Source organism: Rhizobacter sp. (genome assembly GCF_032229685.1).
In the GTDB taxonomy this organism is placed as follows: Bacteria; Pseudomonadota; Gammaproteobacteria; order Burkholderiales; family Burkholderiaceae_C; genus LMDS01.
In genome coordinates, this window is the sequence record NZ_JAVTWP010000039.1 from 1 (window position 1) to 18,470 (window position 18,470).

Consider the following 18,470-nt stretch of genomic DNA (forward strand, 5'->3'; position numbering starts at 1 on the left):
CGTGGCTCATGCCGTAGACGCAGACCATGATGCCCCACTGGATCTTCGCGGTGCGTTCCAGAAACCGCTGCGGGTCGTTGCCGAACGCACTCACAACCGGTATGGCCAGGAACACATAGACCGGAATGAACACCGTGAACAGGTCGAACTTCTGCGTGGCCACGATCACGTACTGCATCGGCAGCACGATGAAGAACGCCAGCAGCAGGCTGCGGTGGTCGCCGCGCCGTGTGTGCGTGAGCGTCACGAACTCGCGCAGCGCCAGAAAAGAGATCACGCCGAAGAGCAATGTCGAGCCGATCGCGCCCGACACCCACGACACCCAGAACAGCACCGCCCCGACCCACACCGCGCGCAGGTCGCGCTTGAACTGTTCGTGGTCGGCCAGTTGGGCGTCGCTGCGTTCGCGCAGCGTGCGGCTGAACGCGATGATCGTGACGATGGTCAGCACCCCGAACAGCGCGACGAACAGCAGCCCGATCTGCTGCGACACGGTCAGGCTGCGAAGCGCGCCCATCAGTTCACCGACTTCAAGGCGACCACCGCATCGCGGGCGCGATCGAGAAACACGCGCTTGTCCTCGCCCGGCTGCAGCAGGATCGGCGCACCGAAAGTCACCGAACAGAGGATCGGCACCGGCACCACTTCGCCTTTGGGCATGACTCGCTGCACGTTGTCGATCCAGGCCGGAATGAGCTGAACCTCGGGGAAGGCTTCGGCCAGGTGGTACAGGCCGGCCTTGAACGGGGCCGGGTCGCCCTTGTTGCCCCGCGTGCCTTCGGGAAAGATCACCAGCGAGTCGCCGTTGCGCAGCGCTTCCATCAGCGGCTCGAGCGGGTCTTCGTCGTCGGTGCGCTGGCGGCTCACGTAGACCGCGTTGAAGATCTCGCGTGTGATCCAGTGTTTGAGCGGGGTCGAAGTCCAGTAGTCGCGCGCCGCGATCGGGCGGGTGGTCTGGCGCAGGTCGCGCGGCAGCGCGGCCCAGATCAAGACCCAGTCGAAATGGCTCTGGTGGTTGGCGAAATAGATGCGCTGCTCTGCCTTCGGTGGCGACCCGTGCCAGTGGCCTTGCGCGCCAGTGATGAGGCGCGCGACCGTGGCGAGGAGGAGGCCGGCGGCCTCGGGCAATTTCATCTCAGTGCCGGAAGTGCCTCACGCCGGTCAGCACCATCACCACGCCGCGTTCGTTGGCGGCTGCGATCACTTCGTCGTCGCGCACCGAACCGCCGGGCTGGATGACGCAGCTGGCGCCGGCGTCGATCACCACGTCGAGCCCGTCGCGGAACGGGAAGAAAGCGTCGCTCGCGACCGCCGAGCCCTGCAGCGTGAGCCCGGCGTTCTGCGCCTTGATGCTGGCGATGCGCGCCGAGTCGATGCGGCTCATCTGGCCCGCACCGACACCGAGCGTCATGCCGCCGCCGCAGAACACGATCGCGTTGCTCTTCACGTACTTGGCCACCTTCCAGGCGAACAACAGGTCGTTCATCTGCGAAGGCGTGGGTTGCAGCGTGGTCACGACCTTCAAGTCGGAGAGCGTGGTCTGGCGGTTGTCGGCGCTCTGGATCAGCAGGCCCGAGCCAACACGTTTGACGTCGTGCGCGTTGCGGCCGTTGTCCCAATCGGTGGCGCCGCCGGCGGGCAACGCGATCTGCAGCAAACGCGTGTTGGGTTTGCTCTTGAACAACGCCAGCGCCTCGGCGCTGAAGCTCGTGGCGATCAGCACTTCGACGAACTGTTTGGCCACCAGCGCCGCGGCTTCGCCGTCGAGCGGGCCGTTGAAGGCGATGATGCCGCCGAAGGCCGAGGTCGGGTCGGTCTTCAGCGCCTTGGCATAGGCCTCGGCCGCGTTCGCGCCGAGCGCCACGCCGCAGGGGTTGGCGTGCTTGACGATCACGCAGGCAGCCGGCGCTTCGGTCTTGTCGAAAGACTTCACGCACTCCCACGCCGCGTCGGCATCGGCGATGTTGTTGTACGAGAGTTCCTTGCCTTGCAACTGGGTCGCGGTCACGAGCGAGCCGGGCGCGGGGTGCAGGTCGCGGTAGTAGGCGGCGTTCTGGTGCGGGTTCTCGCCGTAGCGCAGGTCCTGCAGCTTGACGAAGCGGCCGTTCGACTGGCCCGGGAACTCGGCGCGCGTGCCGTCGGCCAGCAGCGAAGACAGGTGGTCGCTGATCGCCGCGTCGTAGTTCGAGATGCGGTTGAAGGCCGCCACTGCGAGCGCGAACTTCGTTTCACGGGCGACGGCCCCGTTCGTCTTCAATTCGGCCAGCACGTTCGCATATTGCGACGCGTCGGTCAGCACCGCCACGTCGTTCCAGTTCTTGGCTGCCGAGCGCACCATCGCCGGGCCGCCGATGTCGATGTTCTCGATCGCATCTTCGAGCGTGCAGCCGGGTCTGGCGACCGTCGCCTCGAACGGGTAGAGGTTCACGACCAGCAGGTCGATCGTGGCGATTCCATGGGTCTTCAAAGCCGCCATGTGCTCGGGCACATCGCGCCGGGCCAGCAGGCCACCGTGGATCTTCGGGTGCAGCGTTTTCACGCGGCCGTCGAGCATCTCGGGAAAGCCCGTGTGCTCGGCCACTTCGGTGACCGGCAGGCCGGCGTCGGCGAGCAGCTTCGCGGTGCCGCCGGTCGAGAGCAGGCGCACGCCGAGCGCGTTCAGCGCGCGGGCGAATTCGAGGACGCCGGTCTTGTCCGAGACCGAAAGCAGGGCGGTGAGGGCGGTGGTCATTTGATGAGCTTGTGGTCGAGCAGTTTGCGGCGCAGCGTGTTGCGGTTGATGCCCAGCCATTCGGCTGCGCGGCTCTGGTTGCCTTCGGCATGTTTCATCACCACGTCGAGCAGCGGCTTTTCGACGACGCCGAGGATCATCTCGTACATCGCTGCCGGCTCCACCCCGCGCAGGTCCTTGAAATAGGCCTCGAGGTTGTCGCGCACGCACTCTTCGATGTGTTTGGGTTTTCCGCTCATGCTTGCTGTTCGATGAACATGTCGTTGGCTGCCACGGTCGCTGCGGGCAGCAGCAGGTGGCGCTCTGCCAGGCGGTCGAACCAGTCGGTCACCGCCCGGACCTGGGTTTCGCAACTCTCGAGCAGATTCATCTGCGCTCGAAAAACCTCGCCGCCCGGCAGCGCACGCACAGCCCAGCCGATGTGCTTGCGCGCGGTGCGCACGCCAGCGTATTCGCCGTACAGGCCGTAGTGGTCGTCGAGGTGTTCGAGCAGCCAGTGTTTGGCCTGCCGCGTGCTCGGTGCCGCGAGCAGTTCGCCGGTGTCGAGAAAGTGCGCGATCTCCCGGAAGATCCACGGCCGGCCCTGCGCGGCGCGGCCGATCATGATCGCGTCGGCACCGGTGGCTGCGAGCACATCGCGCGCCTTCTGCGGCGAGTCGATGTCGCCGTTGGCGACGACCGGGATGCGCAGCGCGGCTTTGACGGCGGCCACGGTTGCGTACTCGGCTGCGCCCTTGTAGCCCTGCTCTCGGGTGCGGCCGTGCACCGCGACCATCGCCACGCCAGCGTTTTCGGCCGCACGGGCAATGCGCACCGCGTTACGTTCGGCCTCACACCAGCCGGTGCGCATCTTCAAGGTGACCGGCACGTTGTGGGGCGCACACGCGGCCACAACGGCATCGATGATGGCAAGCGCCAAAGGCTCGTCCTGCATCAGCGCCGAGCCTGCCCACTTGTTGCACACCTTCTTGGCCGGGCAACCCATGTTGATGTCGATGATCTGCGCGCCGCGCTCGATGTTGTAGGCCGCGGCCTCGGCCATCATGGTCGCGTCGGTGCCGGCGATCTGCACCGCGATCGGCGCCACCTCGCCGTCGTGGTTCGCGCGCCGGCTGGTCTTCAGGCTGTTCCACAGGTCCTTGCGCGAGGTCACCATCTCGCTGACCGCGTAACCCGCGCCGAGGCGCTTGCAGAGCTGGCGGAACGGCCGGTCGGTCACGCCCGCCATCGGTGCTGCGAACAGGCGGTTCGCGAGCGCGATGTGGCCGATGTGCAGCGCAGCCGGCAACGGGGATGGCGTGGAGGCCGACATGAAAGTGCGCAAGGGTGCTGCTGAAAAAGGAGGCAGGAGTATAGCGGCCGCCCCGCGGCGCCAAGCTGCATTCACGGTGATTCGCGCGCTGTCGATAATCAGCCGCGATGGAAGCCTGGTTCGACTCGATTCTGGCGTTGCTCGCCCTGCCCAAGTTCGGCCTGAGCACGGTGGCCGTCGTCTCGTTCGTGTCGGCCACTCTGCTGCCGCTGGGCTCGGAGCCGGTCGTGTTCGGGTTGATCAAACTGAACCCGGCAATGTTCTGGCCGGCGATCCTCGTGGCCACCGCCGGCAACACCGCGGGCGGTGCCGTCACCTGGTGGATGGGCTATGGCGCCGAGCGTGCCTACGAACACGTTCGCCACAAAAAGCCGCCCGACCCGCGCGCGCTGCGCTGGCTCACGAAGTTCGGCGCGAAAGGCTGCCTGCTGTCGTGGCTGCCGGTCGTCGGCGACCCGCTGTGCGCGGTGGCCGGCTGGCTCAAGCTGCCGTTCTGGCCGTGTGTGCTCTACATGGCGGTCGGCAAGTTCCTGCGCTATCTGACGATGACGACTTTTCTGCTGTGGGCCATGCCCGGGCAGTTCACACACTGACTTCGGAGTGCCACGATGACGTCCTCCTACGACGAACTGCAACGCACCTGGACGCGCCTGCACCACTTCGGCCACCTGCAGTCGATGGCTGGCTGGGACCGCGCCGCGATGATGCCGCCCAAGGGCAACGACGCGCGCGCCGCGGCCATGGCCGAGATGGACGGGCTGATGCACCAGTTGCGCACCGACCCTCGCCTGGCCGACCTGTTGCAACGTGCCGAAGACGAAAACCTCGACGAGGCGCGGCGCGCCAACCTGCGCGAGATCCGCCGCCAGTGGCGCGCCTCGAACGCGTTGCCGCAGGCGCTGGTCGAAGCGTCTTCGCTGGCCGCGGCACGCTGCGAGCACGCGTGGCGCACGCAGCGCCCGGCCAACGACTGGGCGGGCTTCCTCGAGAACTTTCGCGAGGTGCTGAAGCTCGGCCGCGAAAGCGCCAAACGCCTGGCCGACGACGCCGGCCTCGGCCTGTACGACGCGCTGATGGACCAGTTCGAGCCCGGCATGAAGAGCGTCGAGGTCGACCGGGTGTTCGGCGACCTGCAGCAGTGGCTGCCGGGGCTCGTGAAAGAGGCGCGGGAACGGCAGTCGCGCGAAGCCGTCACGCACCCGACCGGCCCGTTCCCGAAAGCCGCACAGCGCGCCATGAGCCATGACGTGATGAAGCTGCTCGGCTTCGACTTCGACGGCGGTCGCCTCGACGAAAGTGCGCACCCGTTCAGCGGTGGCGTGCCCGAAGACACGCGCCTGACCACGCGTTACCGTGAAGACGACCTGATGCAGAGCCTGATGGGCACGATCCACGAGACCGGCCACGCGCGCTACGAGCAGAACCTGCCGCGCGCCCTGCTCGGCCAGCCGGTCGCGCTGGCGCGCTCGATGGCGATCCACGAGAGCCAGAGCCTGAGCTTCGAGATGCAGCTCGGCCGCAGCCCGGCGTTCGCCAAGCTGCTGGCGCCCTTGCTGCGCACGCAGTTCGGTGAGCAGGGTGCTTTCGAACCCGCCAACCTGCACCGGCTGATGACTCGCGTGGAGCCGGGTTTCATCCGTGTCGATGCCGACGAACTCACCTACCCGGCCCATGTGATCCTGCGCTACCGCATCGAGCGCGCCTTGATCGAGGGCAGCATCGACGCCGAAGACATCCCGGCGCTCTGGGACGAATCGATGATGTCGCTGCTCGGCGTCGACACGCGTGGCAACTACCAGAACGGCTGCCTGCAAGACGTGCACTGGAGCGCTGGCGCGTTCGGCTACTTTCCTTGCTACACGCTCGGTGCGATGTACGCGGCGCAGTGGTTCGCGGCGATCCGGCGCGGGGTGCCCGATCTCGACGCGCGCATCGCGCAAGGCGATCTGGCGCCGGTGTTCGACTGGCTGCGCGACAACGTCTGGAGCCAGGCGAGCCGCTGGGAAACGGCCGAGCTCGCCACCCGCGCCAGCGGCGAAACGCTGAACCCGCTGCACTTCAGGCGCCACCTCGAAGCGCGTTACCTCGGCTGAAAAGAAAAAGGGCGCCGAAGCGCCCTTGGTTGTTCAAGCAGTGAAGACTCAGGCCGCAGCGCGGCGGGCCGGCGCGCGCTTCGCAGCGGGCTTGGCGGCGGTGGCCTTCTTCGCGGCGGGCTTGGCGGCCGGCGCCTTCGACAGCTTGGCGACCTTGGCGCTCAGCTCGTCGATGCGGGCCATCAGCGCGTCCACGTCTTTCGCCGACGGCACGCCCAGCTTGTTCAGTGCCTTGGCAGTGCGGTCTTCGAAGATGGTTTCGAGCTTGTCCCAGTGCTGGCCGGCCTTGGCCTGCACGTCGCCGGCCATGTTGCTCATCTTGCTGGTGACTTCGTTGATCTTGTCTTCGGCGGCCGATTGCGTCTTCTTCTGCAGCGAAGCGCCTTCCTTCACCAGCGCTTCGAAGACCTTCGTGCCTTCGGCCTGTGCGCGCGAGAAAGCGCCCATGCCGGCCAGCCAGATCTGCTGGGCCGAGTCTTTCACCTGGCCGGCCAGTGCGCCGTCGAGCAGGCGGGCGCCGGAGGTGGATTGTTTGTCAGCCATCTGCTTGAGCTTCTTGACCATGGTGTGTTTCCTTCGGTGGGTGTCGGGTGGCGCTCGTGCGGAGCGGCGAGTAGCCAGAACTATAGGAGCGTCGCGTGGGGAGGGCATCCTAATTTCCTAGTGAGCCCACCCTATGGCGCTGCGGGTAAATGGGCAGCGCCAGCCACCGGCCTTTGGTCAAGAATGAGCGCTGACCTTTGCCTTCACGGAGCGAACAACATGCACTATTTCGTCACCGGCGCCACCGGTTTCATCGGCAAGCGCCTCGTCAAGACACTGCTGGCGCGGCGCGGCGCGACCGTCTACTTCCTGCTGCGGCCCGAGAGCGAAGGCAAGGTGGCGGGCCTGCTCGAATACTGGGGGGTGAGCAAGGCCCGGGCCGTGCCGGTCTTCGGCGACCTCACCGCGAAGAAGCTCGGCGTTTCGGCCGACGACGTGAAGAAGCTCAAAGGCAAGATCGACCACCTGTACCACCTGGCCGCCGTGTACGACCTGAAGGCCGACGAAGCCTCGCAGGTCAAGGTCAACATCGAAGGCACGCGCAGCGCGGTCGAATTCGCCAAGGCGATCGACGCCGGCCACCTGCACCATGTGAGCTCGATCGCCGCCGCCGGTCTGTACGAAGGCGTGTTCCGCGAAGACATGTTCGAAGAAGCCGAAGGCCTCGACCACCCGTACTTCATGACCAAGCACGAGAGCGAGAAGATCGTGCGCAAGGAATCGAAGGTGCCCTGGACGGTCTACCGCCCGGCGCTCGTGGTCGGCGACTCGCTCACCGGCGAGATGGACAAGATCGACGGCCCGTACTACTTCTTCAAGCTGATCCAGCGCATGCGCCAGATCCTGCCGCCGTGGATGCCGAGCGTGGGCCTGGAGGGCGGGCGCATCAACATCGTGCCGGTCGACTTCGTGGTGGCCGCGCTCGACCACATCAGCCACCTGAAGAGCGACCAGCACAAGAAGTGCTACCACTTGGTGGACCCGAACGGCTACCGCGTGGGCGACGTGCTCGACATCTTCAGCAAGGCCGCGCACGCGCCCAAGATGAACCTGTTCATCAACGCGGCGCTGCTCGGTTTCATCCCGAAGAGCGTGAAGAAGGGAATGATGGCGCTGGCGCCGGTTCGGCGTGTGCGTGCCGCGGTCATGAAAGACCTGGGCCTGCCCGACGACATGTTCACCTTCATCAACTTCCCCACGCGCTACGACTGCCGCGAGACCACGGCTGCGCTGAAGGGCTCGAACATCGCCTGCCCCGAACTGCGCGACTACGCCTGGCGTCTGTGGGACTACTGGGAACGCCACCTCGACCCGGCGCTGCTGATCGACAAGTCGCTGCGCGGCACCGTGGCGGGCAAGGTGGTGCTCGTGACCGGCGGCTCTTCGGGCATCGGCCTCGCCGCGGCGGTGAAGTTCGCGAAGGCGGGCGCCACCACGATCATCTGTGCCCGCGACGAAGCCAAGCTCGCCGAAGCGAAGAAAGAGATCCTCGCCGAGGCTGGCAAGGACGCCATCGTCGTCACCTACTCGGCCGACATCGCCGACGAAGCGAGCTGCAAGGCTTTCGTCGAACAGCTCACCGCAGACCATGGCGGCGTCGACTACCTGATCAACAACGCCGGCCGCTCGATCCGCCGCGCCATCGAAGCCAGCTACGACCGCTTCCACGACTACGAACGCACGATGCAGTTGAACTACTTCGGCTCGCTGCGCATCACGATGGGCCTCTTGCCGGGCATGGTCGCGAAGAAGAAGGGCCACATCGTCAACATCAGCTCGATCAGCGTGCTCGTGAACGCGCCGCGCTTCTCGGCCTACGTGGCCAGCAAGGCGGCGCTCGACGCGTGGACGAGTTGTGCCGCCAGCGAGTTCGCCGACCAAGGCATCACCTTCACCACCGTGAACATGCCGCTGGTGCGCACGCCGATGACGGCGCCGACCAAGATCTACGACAACATGCCGCTGCTGTCGACCGACGAAGCGTCTGACCTGATCGTGCAGGCCTGCGTCGACAAGCCGGTGCGTGTGGCCACGCGCCTGGGCATCTCGGTCGAGCTGTTGCACGCCGCGGTGCCACGCATCACGCAGATCCTGATGAACACCACCTTCCGCATGTTCCCGGACAGCGCGGCGGCCAAGGGCGAGAAGGGTGGCAAGGCGACGCTGTCGCCGGAAGCGATGGCGATGGCGGAGATGATGCGCGGGATCCATTTCTGAAGCCGGCGGCGCCGGCTGTGCCGGCCTGCGTGGCGCGATTCAGCGCGAAGCGTCACGCACCAATGGCGCTGCAACCTGCGCCACCTGGCGAATGAGTGCGCTGATCGTCTGCGCATGCGCCTGCGCCGTGTCGCCACCGGCCGGCAGCTCGTAGTTCGCCTCCAGCGTTTTCAGCTCACGCGCCGGCACGCTGCCGCTGCTCAGCACGATGCGCGCACGCGCCTGCAGGCGCCCGGTGCTGCGCACGAAGTCCATCGGCACCAGGTCGACCTGCAGCGATAGCGCGGGCACGGCGTCACCGCAGTTCGTGTCGCACAAAGCCCAGCCGGGCAGTTGCTGGCGCAAGGCCGACACGAACTCGCGCGACACGCCGATCTCGATGCGTTCGGCCCAGAAGGTGTTGGGCCATTCGGCCAGGATGCTGGCATCGGCGCGGTAGCGCACGCGGCGCGCGACCAGGTATTCGGGGATGTTGACGCGGCGCACCGCGAGCAGCGGTGCAGAAGCCGGTGTGCTCGGCGCGGCACCGGCCTGCGGCGCGGCGGCGGGCGGCAACGTCAACAGCACCGGTGCAGGCGAGGGCGACGCGCACCCCATGAGCAAGGCGGTGGCCCCCACCGTGTTCAGCAACAGCTTCAAGAGCTTCATTCGCGTTTGTTCCCGAAGATGATCGCGTTCGGCTTTTCTTCCAGCAGCTCGCTCCAGTCGCGCAGGCCGCGCGCGGCCTGCGACAGGTCGCGCACGGCGGCGTCGAGGTCGGCGCGCAACGACGCGTTGGGTGCCGTCATCTCGGCCACGCGGTTCATCGCCAGGCGCGCCGATTCGGCCGCTTCGCGCGTGCCGGCCAGTGTGCGCTGCAGGTCAGGCTGCGCGCTCACCACGGTGTTGCGCGCAGTCTCGGAGAGTTGCGTGATGGACGCGAGTGTCGCGGCCGAGTTGTTCTGCACCTGGCGGATCGCATCGGCTGCGACTTTCAGGGTCAGGCGCGACTCAGCGCCGGTTTGCGCGAGTTCCTTCGCCGTGCTGGCGAGCACCGTTTGTGCGCCGTCGAGGGCGTGCTGCACCGAGACCAGCGTGCCGCGCAGTTCCTTCACCGTGTCGCGAATGTCTTGCACCGTGTCGCGCAGCGGCAGTTCGGCCACCTGGTCGATCAGGTTGCCGAAACGGTCGGCGAGCGCCGGGATCTCGGGCCTGACGCCGTCGCCCACCAGCGTGGAAGGCGTGTTCGGCACAAAGTCGAGTTCGATCGCCTTCTGCCCGGTCACGAAACTCTGCGAGGCGAGCCTTGCGCGCAGGCCTCGCTGCACCAGCGTCTGCAGGTCGAGCGGTGCGCCTTTGGAGCCGGTGAAACGCAGCGCGTCGGGCGTGAGCTGAATGCGCACCGGCACCAGCGCTTTGAGCGAATCGCGGTCGACCTGGATGCCGATATCTTCGACCTGCCCGACCGCCACGCCGCGAAAGTTGACCGGGGCGCCCACGTACAGGCCCGAGACGTTGCCTTTGTAGTAGACCATCACGTCGAGGTGCCGCTTGAACAGGCTGTTCCCGCTCAGCCAGAGCACCGAAGCGACGACCAGCGCCAGCCCGACGAGCACGAAGCTTCCGATGAGAAGGGCGTTGCGTTTCATTCCGGGGCGGTCGTGGGCAGGGTGGCTGGCGCGGTGGTGGCAGGGGCCGATTCTGCGCTGCTCTTCGGTTCTTCGCGCCGCAGGAAAGCGCGCACGCTCGGGTGGCTGGCGCTTTCGCGCAGGTCGCGCGGCGCGCCATGGGCGATCGGCGCCTTGCTGTCGGCGTCGAGAAAGATGCCGTCGTCGGCGATCGCGAACAGGCTCGGCAACTCGTGGCTGACGAACACGATGGCCGCGCCGGTGCGCTCGCGCACGTCGAGCACAAGATCGTCGAGGCGCTTCGAGCTGATCGGGTCGAGGCCGGCCGAGGGCTCGTCGAGAAACAGCAGGGGCGGTTCGGCGGCGATCGCCCGCGCCAGACCGGCACGCTTTTTCATGCCGCCGCTCAGGTCGGCCGGGTAGTAGTCGGCAAACTCCTTGAGGTCGACCCACTCGAGCATTTCGCGGGCGCGCGCTTCGCGCTGCGCGGCGTCGAGCTTGGTGTGCTGCTCCAACGGCAGGCAGACGTTCTCGAGAATGGTCATCGACGACCACAGCGCCGCGCTCTGGAACAGCATGCCGAAGCCGGCGCGCAGTTTCGCGCGCTCGGCATCGGCCGCGGCCCAGTAGTCGACCTCGTTGTAGGCCACCCGACCCGCGGCGGGCGGCAGCAGGCCGACCAGGTGCTTGAGCAGCGTGCTCTTGCCACAGCCGCTGCCACCCATGATCGCGAAGATCGTGCCCTTCTCGACCTCGAACGAGACGTTCTTCTGGATCAGCCGCTCGCCGAAGCGCATTTCGAGGCCATCGACAGCGAGCAGCGTCATCGTCTAGATGCCCAGGGCGTTCGCGCAGACCGCGAACACCGCGTCGAGCACGATGATGGCGACGATGCTCGCCACCACCGCGTTGGTGGTGGCCACGCCCACCCCGGCCGCGTTGCGCTGGGCGTACAGGCCGAAGTAACAGCCGATCAGCCCGATCAGCGTGCCGAACACGAAAGACTTGGCCACACCGATCGCGATGTGCTCCCAGCTCAGCGCCACGAAACTGCGCGCGATGTAGGCAGCGGGCGAGATGTCGAGCATGCCGGCCGCCACCACCATGCCGCCGATCAGCCCGGTGATGCAGCCGTAGACATAGAGCAGCGGCATCATGAAGAACAGCGCCAGCACACGCGGCAGCACCAGAAAGTCGACCGGGCTCAGGCCCAGCACTTCGAGCGCGTCGACCTCTTCGTTGGCCTGCATCGTGGCGAGCTCGGCGGCAAAGGCCGCGCCGGTGCGACCGGCCATCACGACGGCGGTGATGATCGCGGCCATCTCGCGCGCGACAGCGATGCCCACCAGATCGGCCACGTAGATGCCGGCGCCGAACTTGACGAGTTGCACCGCGCCCACGAACGCGAGGATGGCGCCGACCAGCACGTTGACGACGGTGACGATCGGTACCGCGCGCGCGCTGCAGTCGGCGGTGATGCGGCCGAGGTCCTTCGTGCGGAACCGCCAGCGACCCGCCGCAGCGGCCGCAGCCGAGAGCAGCACCTGGCCGAAGAAGGTGATCGAGCGAACGGGGATGAGCGTGGCGAGTGGCATGGGGTGTGCGGGCCATTGTGCCGAATCAGGCGCCCCTACAATCGTTTTCAAGACGAACAACCCTCGGGCCGACCATGACCTCCGACGCTCCCGCGGCACCTGCCGGCACGCCCGACCTGGCGCAGATTGCACCGCGCGACAAGGCCGAGATCCTGGCGCAGGCGCTGCCCTACATCCGCAAGTTCCACGGCAAGACCATCGTCATCAAGTACGGCGGCAACGCCATGACCGACCCGGGCCTGCAGCAAGACTTTGCCGAAGACGTGGTGTTGCTCAAGCTCGTCGGCCTGAACCCGGTGGTGGTGCACGGTGGCGGCCCCCAGATCGAAGAAGCGCTGGCCAAGATCGGCAAGAAGGGCACCTTCATCCAGGGCATGCGCGTGACCGACGACGAAACCATGGAAGTGGTCGAATGGGTGCTGGCCGGGCAGGTGCAGCAAGACATCGTGGGGCTCATCAACGTGGCCGGCGGCAAGGCCGTGGGCCTGACCGGGCGCGACGGCGGGCTGATCCGCGCCCGCAAGCTCAAGATGGTCGACCACAAAGACCCGAGCAAGGTGCACGACGTGGGCAACGTCGGCGAGATCGAGTCGATCGACCCGAGCGTGGTCAAGGCCTTGCAGGACGACCAGTTCATCCCGGTGATCTCGCCGCTCGGCTTCGGCGCCGACAACGAGAACTACAACATCAATGCCGACGTGGTGGCCGGCAAGCTGGCCGAGGTGCTGAAGGCCGAGAAGCTGATCATGCTGACCAACATCCCCGGTGTGCTCGACAAGGCCGGCAAGCTGCTCACCAACCTGAGCGCGCGCGAGATCGACGAGCTCTTCGCCGACGGCACGATCAGCGGCGGCATGATGCCGAAGATCGACTCGGCGCTGGCGGCGGCGAAGAACGGCGTGAACACCGTGCACGTCATCGACGGCCGCGTGCCGCACGCGATGCTGCTGGAAGTTCTGACCGACCAGGCGTACGGAACCATGATCCGATCGCATTGAAGATCGGATCATCCAAGCGTCGGGTCTGGCTGTTCGACCTCGACAACACGCTGCACGACGCCAGCCACGCCGCGTTCGGGCCCACGAACGCGGCGATGAACGAGTACATCGTCACCCACCTCGGCCTGACGCACGCCGGCGCCGCCGAACTGCGCCAGCACTACTGGCACCACTACGGCGCCACGCTGCTGGGGCTGGTGCGTCACCACGGCGTGAAGGCCAGCCACTTTCTCGAAGAGACGCATCGCCTGCCCGGCCTCGAAGCGCGGCTGCGCACCAGCGCGCACGACCGCGCCGCCATCAAGCAGCTGAGCGGCCGCAAGTTCATCCTGACCAATGCGCCGCGGGTCTATGCGCTTCGGGTGCTGAACACCTTGCACCTGGCCGATTGCTTCGACGGCGTGATCTGCATCGAGGACATGCACATGTTCGGCCAGCTGCGGCCCAAGCCCGACGCGCGCATGTTCAGGAAAGTGGCGGCCCGCATCAAGGCGCGGCTGAGCGACTGCGTGCTGGTCGAAGACGTGCTCGAGAACCAGAAGGTTGCCTACGGCCTGGGCATGCAGACCGCATGGATGCAGCGTTACCTCGAAGGCCGCTACCGCGGCAAACCGGGTTCGGTGCGTGGCAACAACAGCCGCACGAAGTCCGTGAACAGCGGCACTAAACGCGGCGAAGTTGGTGTTCACCCTTGCCGAAGCCCCTCATATGTGTGTGCCAAAATCAAGTCGATCCAGAAGTTGCGCTCCCTGTGACGCACGCTGAAATGACCCACACCACCGACCCGACCGCTGCTGAACCGGATGCTTTCGACGACGCTGCGGCCCCGGCCGGTGCGCTCGTGCCACCCACCGCAACGGCGACTGCGCCGGTGCGCAAGCGCCCCAAACCCGGCGAACGCCGTGTGCAGATCCTGCACACGCTGGCCGGCATGCTCGAGCAACCCGGCGCCGAGCGGGTGACCACCGCGGCGCTCGCCGCGAAGCTCGATGTCTCCGAAGCGGCGCTCTACCGCCATTTCGCCAGCAAGGCGCAGATGTTCGAAGGCCTGATCGAGTTCATCGAGCAGAGTGTCTTCAGCCTCGTCAACCAGATCAACGAACGCGAGGCCCATGCCAGCGTGCAGGTGCAGAAGATCGTCACCCTGCTGCTGCAGTTCGGCGAAAAGAACCCGGGCATGACGCGGGTGATGGTCGGTGACGCGCTCGTGTTCGAGAACGACCGCCTGCTCACGCGCATGAACCAGTTCTTCGACCGCTTCGAGTCGCAATTGCGCCAGAGCCTGCGCGGCGTGGCAGAAGCGGCCGGTTCGGCCACGCCGACGGTCGACTCGAACGCGCAGGCGTCGATCCTCACCGCGTTCGCGGTCGGGCGCTTGCAGCGCTTCGCGCGCTCCGGTTTCAAACGCAGCCCGACCGAACACCTCGACGTGGCGCTGCGCCTGATCGTCGGTTGAGTTCGCGCCAGGCGGCGCCTTGAATCCGAACGACCCCACGGCGATCGTCGTCGGCGGCCAGCCTTTGTGGTTGCTGCCGGAGAAGGCCGCTTTCCTGCCGGAAACATCGACGCTGCTGATCGCCGACGCGCACATCGGCAAGGCGCTGAGTTTTCGCAAACTCGGTGTGCCGGTGCCGCACGGCACCACGGCGGAAACGCTCGGTGTCTTGAGCGCGCTGATCTCGCGGCTTGGCGCCAGGCGGATCGTCTTTCTCGGCGACTTCCTGCACTCGGCACGCGCTCACGGGCCGAGCACGATGGAGACGGTCACGCGCTGGCGCGAGATGCACGCCGCGCTCGACCTCACGCTGGTGCGTGGCAACCACGACGACCATGCCGGCGACCCCCCGGCGCATCTCGGCATTCGGGCGGTCGACGAGCCTTTGATGAGCGGCAGCATCGCCCTCTGCCACCACCCGGTTGCGCGTGCGCCGGCCTACGTGCTGGCCGGGCATCTACACCCCGGCGTGAGCCTCGGTGGCCGTGCCAACGACCACTTGCGCCTGCCTTGTTTCTGGTTCGGCGCGCAGGTGGGCGTGCTGCCGGCATTCGGTGCATTCACCGGGCTGCACACGATCCGGCCCGAAGCTGCAGACCGTGTCTTTGCCGCCAGCGACGGTCGGGTGATCGAGCTCGGCGCGGCCCGGCGCTGAGGCGCGCCGCCGCTACACTGCCGCGTCTTCTTTCTGACCCGCGCGCTTCATGTCCACGCCCACCGATTCCCTGACGAGACTCGTCGACCGCGCGGAAGCGCTGCTGGCACGGCTCGAGGCCGTGTTGCCGCACGCGCTGACCGCACCCGACTGGGCCGCATCGATCGCGTTCCGCTACCGCAAGCGCGGCGGGTCGGGGCTGATCGAGCCGGTGCGCCATGTGGCGGCGATCCGGCTCGACGCGCTCGTCGAAGTCGGCCCGCAGAAAGAACGCCTGTTGCGCAACACCGAGCAGTTCGTGGCCGGCTTCGGCGCCAACAACGTGCTGCTGACCGGCGCCCGCGGCACCGGCAAGAGCTCGCTGATCAAGGCCTGCCTGAACGAATTCAGCGCGCGCGGCCTGCGGCTGATCGAGGTCGACAAGGCCGACCTGGTCGACCTGCCCGACATCGTCGACCTGGTGGCCGAGCGGCCCGAACGTTTCATCGTCTTCTGCGACGACCTGAGCTTCGACGAAGGCGAGCCCGGCTACAAGGCGCTGAAGTCGATCCTCGACGGTTCGGTCTCGCAAGCGTCCGACAACGTGCTGATCTATGCCACCAGCAACCGCCGTCACCTGTTGCCCGAGTACATGAAGGACAACCTCACGTACAAGCACCTCGACAACGGCGAAGTGCACCCGGGCGAGGTGATCGAAGAGAAGATCTCGCTGAGCGAACGCTTCGGCTTGTGGGTCAGCTTCTACCCCTTCAGCCAGGACGAATACCTGGCGATCGTGGCGCAGTGGCTGCGCGGTTTCGGCGTGGATGAGGCCGCCATCGCGGCGGCGCGGCAGGAAAGCCTGGTCTGGGCGCTGGAGCGGGGCTCGCGTTCGGGGCGTGTGGCCTTCCAGTTCGCGAAGGACTATTCCGGAAGGCACCACGCTTGAGCGCCACACAAGCCACACAAGAGCGCACGCCGGTGGACGTGGCCGTCGGTGTGCTCATCGACAGCGAGGGCCGCTTTCTGCTCACGTCGCGCCCGGCCGACAAGGTGTTCGCCGGTTACTGGGAATTCCCGGGCGGCAAGCTCGAAGCCGGCGAGACGGTCGAACAGGCGCTCAAGCGCGAGCTGCACGAAGAGATCGGCATTCACATCGGCGCGGTGCATCCTTGGAAGATCGAGCTGATCGACTACCCGCACGCCCTCGTGCGCCTTCACTTCTGCAAGGTCTTCGAGTGGCAGGGTGTGTTCGAGATGCGCGAACGCCAGACCATGGCCTGGCAGACGCTGCCGGTCGAGGTGTCGCCGGTCTTGCCCGGCACCTTGCCGGTGCTGGCCTGGTTCGCCGAAGAGCGCGGTTTTTCTGGGGCCACACACGGGCTGTCATGACGCCGCCGCTACACTGCCGGCCATGAATTGGCTCGATCAGGTGAGGTGGGACGCAGCCGGCCTCGTGCCCGCGATTGCGCAGGAAGTCGGCAGCAACGACGTGCTGATGTTCGCGTTCATGAACCGCGAAGCCTTGTCGAAAACCGCCGAGCTGGGCGAAGCCGTCTACTTCAGCCGTTCGCGCCAGCGCCTGTGGCACAAGGGCGAAGAGAGCGGCCACATCCAGAAGGTGCACGAACTTCGCCTCGACTGCGACAACGACGTGGTGCTGCTCAAGGTCGAACAACTCGGCCACGTGCCCGGCATCGCCTGCCACACCGGCCGCCACGCCTGTTTTTTCCAGCTGTTGAAAGACGGCGAATGGAAAACGGTGGAGCCGGTCTTGAAAGACCCGGAGCACATCTACAAATGACGGCGACGACCAGCAATGACACCCTGGCCCGGCTCGCGGCGGTGATCGCCACGCGCAAGGCCGGCGACCCCGACAAGAGCTACGTGGCCCGGCTGTTTCACAAGGGCCACGACGCCATCCTGAAGAAGATCGGCGAAGAGGCCACCGAGGTGGTGATGGCCTGCAAGGACGGCGTGCCCGAGAAGATCGTCGGCGAAGTGGCCGACCTGTGGTTTCACACCATGCTCGCGCTCGACGCTTTCGGCTTGAAGCCGGCCGACGTGCTGGCCGAACTCGAGCGGCGCGAGGGGCAGTCGGGCCTGGAAGAATTCGCACTGCGCAAGGCGGTGCAGCGCGACAAGGAGGGTTCATGAACGACATCATCGAAAACACCGCGACGGGCAGCGAGCGCGAGCGCTCCTTGCGCACCGTGGGCAACATCAGTTACGCGCTGCACGCGATCGTGGCCGTGGGCGCCGTGGTGCCGGCCTTTCAGCCGAGCGTGCTGATCCTGATCGCGGCCTTCGTGCTCGACATGGTCAAACGGGGTGACGCCAAAGGCACCTGGCAGGAATCGCACTTCAGCTGGCGCATTCGCAGCGTGCTGTGGGCCGGCGGCCTGTACCTGCTGACGAGCTGGCTGTGGCTGCTGCTGATCGCGCCGGGCTGGATCGCCTGGGGCCTGATCTCGCTGTGGTTCCTGTACCGCGTGGTGCGTGGCTGGCTGGCGCTGAGCGACGGGAAGGCGATGCCGGCATGAGCCCGCGCGGCCGCCCGAAGGGCTCGTTCAACGCAGTGCGCAGCACGGAGTTTTCCTGATGAGCCACGACCCGAACTGCATCTTCTGCAAGATCGTTGCCGGCCAGATCCCGAGCCGCAAGGTCTTCGAAGACGACGAACTGCTGGTCTTCCACGACATCGCACCCTGGGCGCCGGTGCATGTGCTCGTGATCCCGAAAGAGCACGTGCCCACGATGGTCGAGCTCGAAGACCGGCACGCGCCGATGCTCGGGCGCATGCTGTCGCTGGCGCCCAAGCTCATGCGCGAGCTGGGCGTGACCAACGGTTTCCGCACCCTGATCAACACCGGCGAAGACGGCCGCCAGGAAGTGCAGCATGTCCACATGCACGTCATGGGCGGGCCCAGGCCGTGGGCCAAAGGGTGATTGGCCCGGTCGCCTAGAATTCCACCATTGTTGTCTGGAGAAAAATCATGGGCTCATTCAGCGTCTGGCATTGGCTGATCGTGTTGCTGATCGTGGTGCTCGTGTTCGGCACCAAAAAACTGAAGAACATCGGCTCCGACCTGGGCGGCGCCGTCAAGGGCTTCAAGGACGGCGTGAAGGACGGCGGCGCCTCGGCCGCCGACGCGTCGGCCCCGGCTGCGCCGCAGCAGGTGGGTGCGAACAAGGCCAACGACGCCAACACGGTCGACGTGGAAGCCAAGACCAAGTCGTGACCC

At 66.5% G+C, this 18,470-nt stretch carries 24 protein-coding genes; 14 read left to right on the forward strand and 10 right to left on the reverse strand.

Annotated features, from left to right (window positions below; genetic code table 11):
• The 5 genes from AC30PD_RS17055 to dusB form a co-directional block, all read right to left on the reverse strand.
• On the reverse strand, window positions 1-520 hold a 520-nt coding region (locus tag AC30PD_RS17055; RefSeq protein WP_489537052.1), incomplete at its 3' end, for a phosphatidate cytidylyltransferase.
• Window positions 517-1,134 (reverse strand): lysophospholipid acyltransferase family protein, encoded by a 618-nt coding sequence (locus tag AC30PD_RS17060; protein ID WP_489536865.1) that lies wholly within the window; start codon window positions 1,132-1,134, stop codon window positions 517-519. The genes AC30PD_RS17055 and AC30PD_RS17060, both read right to left, overlap by 4 nt.
• A gap of 1 nt (window position 1,135) precedes the next feature.
• The gene (gene purH, locus AC30PD_RS17065; protein ID WP_489536866.1) at window positions 1,136-2,731 is read right to left on the reverse strand and encodes a bifunctional phosphoribosylaminoimidazolecarboxamide formyltransferase/IMP cyclohydrolase; all 1,596 of its coding nucleotides are present in this window, start codon (window positions 2,729-2,731) and stop codon (window positions 1,136-1,138) included.
• Window positions 2,728-2,970 carry a helix-turn-helix domain-containing protein gene (locus AC30PD_RS17070; protein WP_489536867.1) on the reverse strand — a complete coding sequence of 81 codons (243 nt, stop codon included), beginning with the start codon at window positions 2,968-2,970 and terminating at the stop codon, window positions 2,728-2,730. The genes purH and AC30PD_RS17070 overlap by 4 nt, the downstream gene beginning before the upstream one ends.
• Entirely contained in the window at window positions 2,967-4,043 is a 1,077-nt protein-coding gene (gene dusB / locus AC30PD_RS17075) for a tRNA dihydrouridine synthase DusB (RefSeq protein ID WP_489537053.1), read from the reverse strand. Before dusB ends, AC30PD_RS17070 begins: the two co-directional genes overlap by 4 nt.
• Before the next feature lie 107 nt (window positions 4,044-4,150).
• Between dusB and AC30PD_RS17080 the strand changes: the two genes are divergently transcribed.
• Both AC30PD_RS17080 and AC30PD_RS17085 read left to right on the forward strand, forming a co-directional pair.
• A complete protein-coding gene (locus tag AC30PD_RS17080) occupies window positions 4,151-4,636 on the forward strand; it encodes a YqaA family protein (RefSeq protein WP_489536868.1) in 486 nt (161 codons plus the stop codon).
• Between the two features lie 15 nt (window positions 4,637-4,651).
• Window positions 4,652-6,136, forward strand: coding sequence for a carboxypeptidase M32 (locus AC30PD_RS17085; protein WP_489536869.1), 1,485 nt, complete (start codon window positions 4,652-4,654; stop codon window positions 6,134-6,136).
• A gap of 48 nt (window positions 6,137-6,184) precedes the next feature.
• Here AC30PD_RS17085 and AC30PD_RS17090 read toward each other — a convergent pair whose 3' ends face one another.
• Window positions 6,185-6,700: a phasin family protein gene (locus AC30PD_RS17090; protein ID WP_489536870.1), complete on the reverse strand. Its 516-nt coding sequence runs from the start codon at window positions 6,698-6,700 to the stop codon at window positions 6,185-6,187.
• Between the two features lie 198 nt (window positions 6,701-6,898).
• Here AC30PD_RS17090 and AC30PD_RS17095 point away from each other — a divergent pair, with 198 nt between their 5' ends.
• Window positions 6,899-8,896 (forward strand): SDR family oxidoreductase, encoded by a 1,998-nt coding sequence (locus AC30PD_RS17095; RefSeq protein ID WP_489536871.1) that lies wholly within the window; start codon window positions 6,899-6,901, stop codon window positions 8,894-8,896.
• A 39-nt stretch (window positions 8,897-8,935) separates the two neighbouring features.
• Here the strand turns inward: AC30PD_RS17095 and AC30PD_RS17100 are convergent, their stop codons facing one another.
• From AC30PD_RS17100 to AC30PD_RS17115, 4 genes are read right to left on the reverse strand one after another with little or no spacing between them, the layout of a single operon-like run.
• A complete protein-coding gene (locus AC30PD_RS17100; RefSeq protein WP_489536872.1) occupies window positions 8,936-9,544 on the reverse strand; it encodes a PqiC family protein in 609 nt (202 codons plus the stop codon).
• Complete coding sequence (locus AC30PD_RS17105) at window positions 9,541-10,524, reverse strand: MlaD family protein (protein ID WP_489536873.1); 984 nt, start codon at window positions 10,522-10,524, stop codon at window positions 9,541-9,543. The genes AC30PD_RS17100 and AC30PD_RS17105 overlap by 4 nt, the downstream gene beginning before the upstream one ends.
• Window positions 10,521-11,330 (reverse strand): ABC transporter ATP-binding protein, encoded by an 810-nt coding sequence (locus tag AC30PD_RS17110; RefSeq protein WP_489536874.1) that lies wholly within the window; start codon window positions 11,328-11,330, stop codon window positions 10,521-10,523. The genes AC30PD_RS17105 and AC30PD_RS17110 overlap by 4 nt, the downstream gene beginning before the upstream one ends.
• A 3-nt stretch (window positions 11,331-11,333) precedes the next feature.
• Window positions 11,334-12,098: an MlaE family ABC transporter permease gene (locus tag AC30PD_RS17115; protein WP_489536875.1), complete on the reverse strand. Its 765-nt coding sequence runs from the start codon at window positions 12,096-12,098 to the stop codon at window positions 11,334-11,336.
• Between the two features lie 74 nt (window positions 12,099-12,172).
• Here AC30PD_RS17115 and argB point away from each other — a divergent pair, with 74 nt between their 5' ends.
• Genes argB through tatA form a run of 11 tightly spaced genes read left to right on the forward strand, consistent with a single transcriptional unit; the run spans window position 12,173 to window position 18,467 of the window.
• Window positions 12,173-13,096, forward strand: a complete 924-nt coding sequence (gene argB, locus AC30PD_RS17120) for an acetylglutamate kinase (RefSeq protein ID WP_489536876.1) — start codon at window positions 12,173-12,175, stop codon at window positions 13,094-13,096.
• A complete protein-coding gene (locus AC30PD_RS17125) occupies window positions 13,093-13,851 on the forward strand; it encodes a pyrimidine 5'-nucleotidase (protein WP_489536877.1) in 759 nt (252 codons plus the stop codon). Before argB ends, AC30PD_RS17125 begins: the two co-directional genes overlap by 4 nt.
• Window positions 13,852-13,862: 11 nt before the next feature.
• Entirely contained in the window at window positions 13,863-14,552 is a 690-nt protein-coding gene (gene slmA / locus AC30PD_RS17130; protein ID WP_489536878.1) for a nucleoid occlusion factor SlmA, read from the forward strand.
• 19 nt (window positions 14,553-14,571) lie between these two features.
• Window positions 14,572-15,246, forward strand: coding sequence for a ligase-associated DNA damage response endonuclease PdeM (pdeM, locus tag AC30PD_RS17135; RefSeq protein WP_489536879.1), 675 nt, complete (start codon window positions 14,572-14,574; stop codon window positions 15,244-15,246).
• A gap of 49 nt (window positions 15,247-15,295) precedes the next feature.
• On the forward strand, window positions 15,296-16,174 hold the full coding sequence (locus AC30PD_RS17140; RefSeq protein ID WP_489536880.1) for an ATP-binding protein: 879 nt from the start codon (window positions 15,296-15,298) through the stop codon (window positions 16,172-16,174).
• A complete protein-coding gene (locus tag AC30PD_RS17145) occupies window positions 16,171-16,617 on the forward strand; it encodes an NUDIX domain-containing protein (RefSeq protein ID WP_489536881.1) in 447 nt (148 codons plus the stop codon). Before AC30PD_RS17140 ends, AC30PD_RS17145 begins: the two co-directional genes overlap by 4 nt.
• Window positions 16,618-16,639: 22 nt before the next feature.
• A complete protein-coding gene (hisI, locus tag AC30PD_RS17150; RefSeq protein ID WP_489536882.1) occupies window positions 16,640-17,029 on the forward strand; it encodes a phosphoribosyl-AMP cyclohydrolase in 390 nt (129 codons plus the stop codon).
• Window positions 17,026-17,382, forward strand: coding sequence for a phosphoribosyl-ATP diphosphatase (locus AC30PD_RS17155; protein WP_489536883.1), 357 nt, complete (start codon window positions 17,026-17,028; stop codon window positions 17,380-17,382). Before hisI ends, AC30PD_RS17155 begins: the two co-directional genes overlap by 4 nt.
• Complete coding sequence (locus AC30PD_RS17160; protein ID WP_489536884.1) at window positions 17,379-17,768, forward strand: DUF4870 family protein; 390 nt, start codon at window positions 17,379-17,381, stop codon at window positions 17,766-17,768. Before AC30PD_RS17155 ends, AC30PD_RS17160 begins: the two co-directional genes overlap by 4 nt.
• A gap of 58 nt (window positions 17,769-17,826) precedes the next feature.
• Window positions 17,827-18,174: a histidine triad nucleotide-binding protein gene (locus tag AC30PD_RS17165; protein WP_489536885.1), complete on the forward strand. Its 348-nt coding sequence runs from the start codon at window positions 17,827-17,829 to the stop codon at window positions 18,172-18,174.
• Between the two features lie 47 nt (window positions 18,175-18,221).
• Entirely contained in the window at window positions 18,222-18,467 is a 246-nt protein-coding gene (tatA, locus tag AC30PD_RS17170; protein ID WP_489536886.1) for a Sec-independent protein translocase subunit TatA, read from the forward strand.
• The last annotated feature ends 3 nt before the right edge of the window (window positions 18,468-18,470 follow it).

What these genes read in the sequence shown, in the direction of transcription:
- AC30PD_RS17140 (WP_489536880.1), top strand. Translation starts at nt 15,296, where the DNA reads ATGTCCACGCCCACCGATTCCCTGACGAGACTCGTCGACCGCGCGGAA.
- AC30PD_RS17085 (WP_489536869.1), top strand. Translation starts at nt 4,652, where the DNA reads ATGACGTCCTCCTACGACGAACTGCAACGCACCTGGACGCGCCTGCAC.
- AC30PD_RS17060 (WP_489536865.1), bottom strand. Translation starts at nt 1,134, where the DNA reads ATGAAATTGCCCGAGGCCGCCGGCCTCCTCCTCGCCACGGTCGCGCGC.
- AC30PD_RS17070 (WP_489536867.1), bottom strand. Translation starts at nt 2,970, where the DNA reads ATGAGCGGAAAACCCAAACACATCGAAGAGTGCGTGCGCGACAACCTC.
- hisI (WP_489536882.1), top strand. Translation starts at nt 16,640, where the DNA reads ATGAATTGGCTCGATCAGGTGAGGTGGGACGCAGCCGGCCTCGTGCCC.
- dusB (WP_489537053.1), bottom strand. Translation starts at nt 4,043, where the DNA reads ATGTCGGCCTCCACGCCATCCCCGTTGCCGGCTGCGCTGCACATCGGC.
- AC30PD_RS17105 (WP_489536873.1), bottom strand. Translation starts at nt 10,524, where the DNA reads ATGAAACGCAACGCCCTTCTCATCGGAAGCTTCGTGCTCGTCGGGCTG.
- AC30PD_RS17165 (WP_489536885.1), top strand. Translation starts at nt 17,827, where the DNA reads ATGAGCCACGACCCGAACTGCATCTTCTGCAAGATCGTTGCCGGCCAG.
- AC30PD_RS17090 (WP_489536870.1), bottom strand. Translation starts at nt 6,700, where the DNA reads ATGGTCAAGAAGCTCAAGCAGATGGCTGACAAACAATCCACCTCCGGC.
- AC30PD_RS17095 (WP_489536871.1), top strand. Translation starts at nt 6,899, where the DNA reads ATGCACTATTTCGTCACCGGCGCCACCGGTTTCATCGGCAAGCGCCTC.
- tatA (WP_489536886.1), top strand. Translation starts at nt 18,222, where the DNA reads ATGGGCTCATTCAGCGTCTGGCATTGGCTGATCGTGTTGCTGATCGTG.
- AC30PD_RS17110 (WP_489536874.1), bottom strand. Translation starts at nt 11,330, where the DNA reads ATGACGCTGCTCGCTGTCGATGGCCTCGAAATGCGCTTCGGCGAGCGG.
- AC30PD_RS17100 (WP_489536872.1), bottom strand. Translation starts at nt 9,544, where the DNA reads ATGAAGCTCTTGAAGCTGTTGCTGAACACGGTGGGGGCCACCGCCTTG.
- purH (WP_489536866.1), bottom strand. Translation starts at nt 2,731, where the DNA reads ATGACCACCGCCCTCACCGCCCTGCTTTCGGTCTCGGACAAGACCGGC.
- AC30PD_RS17080 (WP_489536868.1), top strand. Translation starts at nt 4,151, where the DNA reads ATGGAAGCCTGGTTCGACTCGATTCTGGCGTTGCTCGCCCTGCCCAAG.
- AC30PD_RS17160 (WP_489536884.1), top strand. Translation starts at nt 17,379, where the DNA reads ATGAACGACATCATCGAAAACACCGCGACGGGCAGCGAGCGCGAGCGC.
- argB (WP_489536876.1), top strand. Translation starts at nt 12,173, where the DNA reads ATGACCTCCGACGCTCCCGCGGCACCTGCCGGCACGCCCGACCTGGCG.
- AC30PD_RS17115 (WP_489536875.1), bottom strand. Translation starts at nt 12,098, where the DNA reads ATGCCACTCGCCACGCTCATCCCCGTTCGCTCGATCACCTTCTTCGGC.
- AC30PD_RS17155 (WP_489536883.1), top strand. Translation starts at nt 17,026, where the DNA reads ATGACGGCGACGACCAGCAATGACACCCTGGCCCGGCTCGCGGCGGTG.
- slmA (WP_489536878.1), top strand. Translation starts at nt 13,863, where the DNA reads ATGACCCACACCACCGACCCGACCGCTGCTGAACCGGATGCTTTCGAC.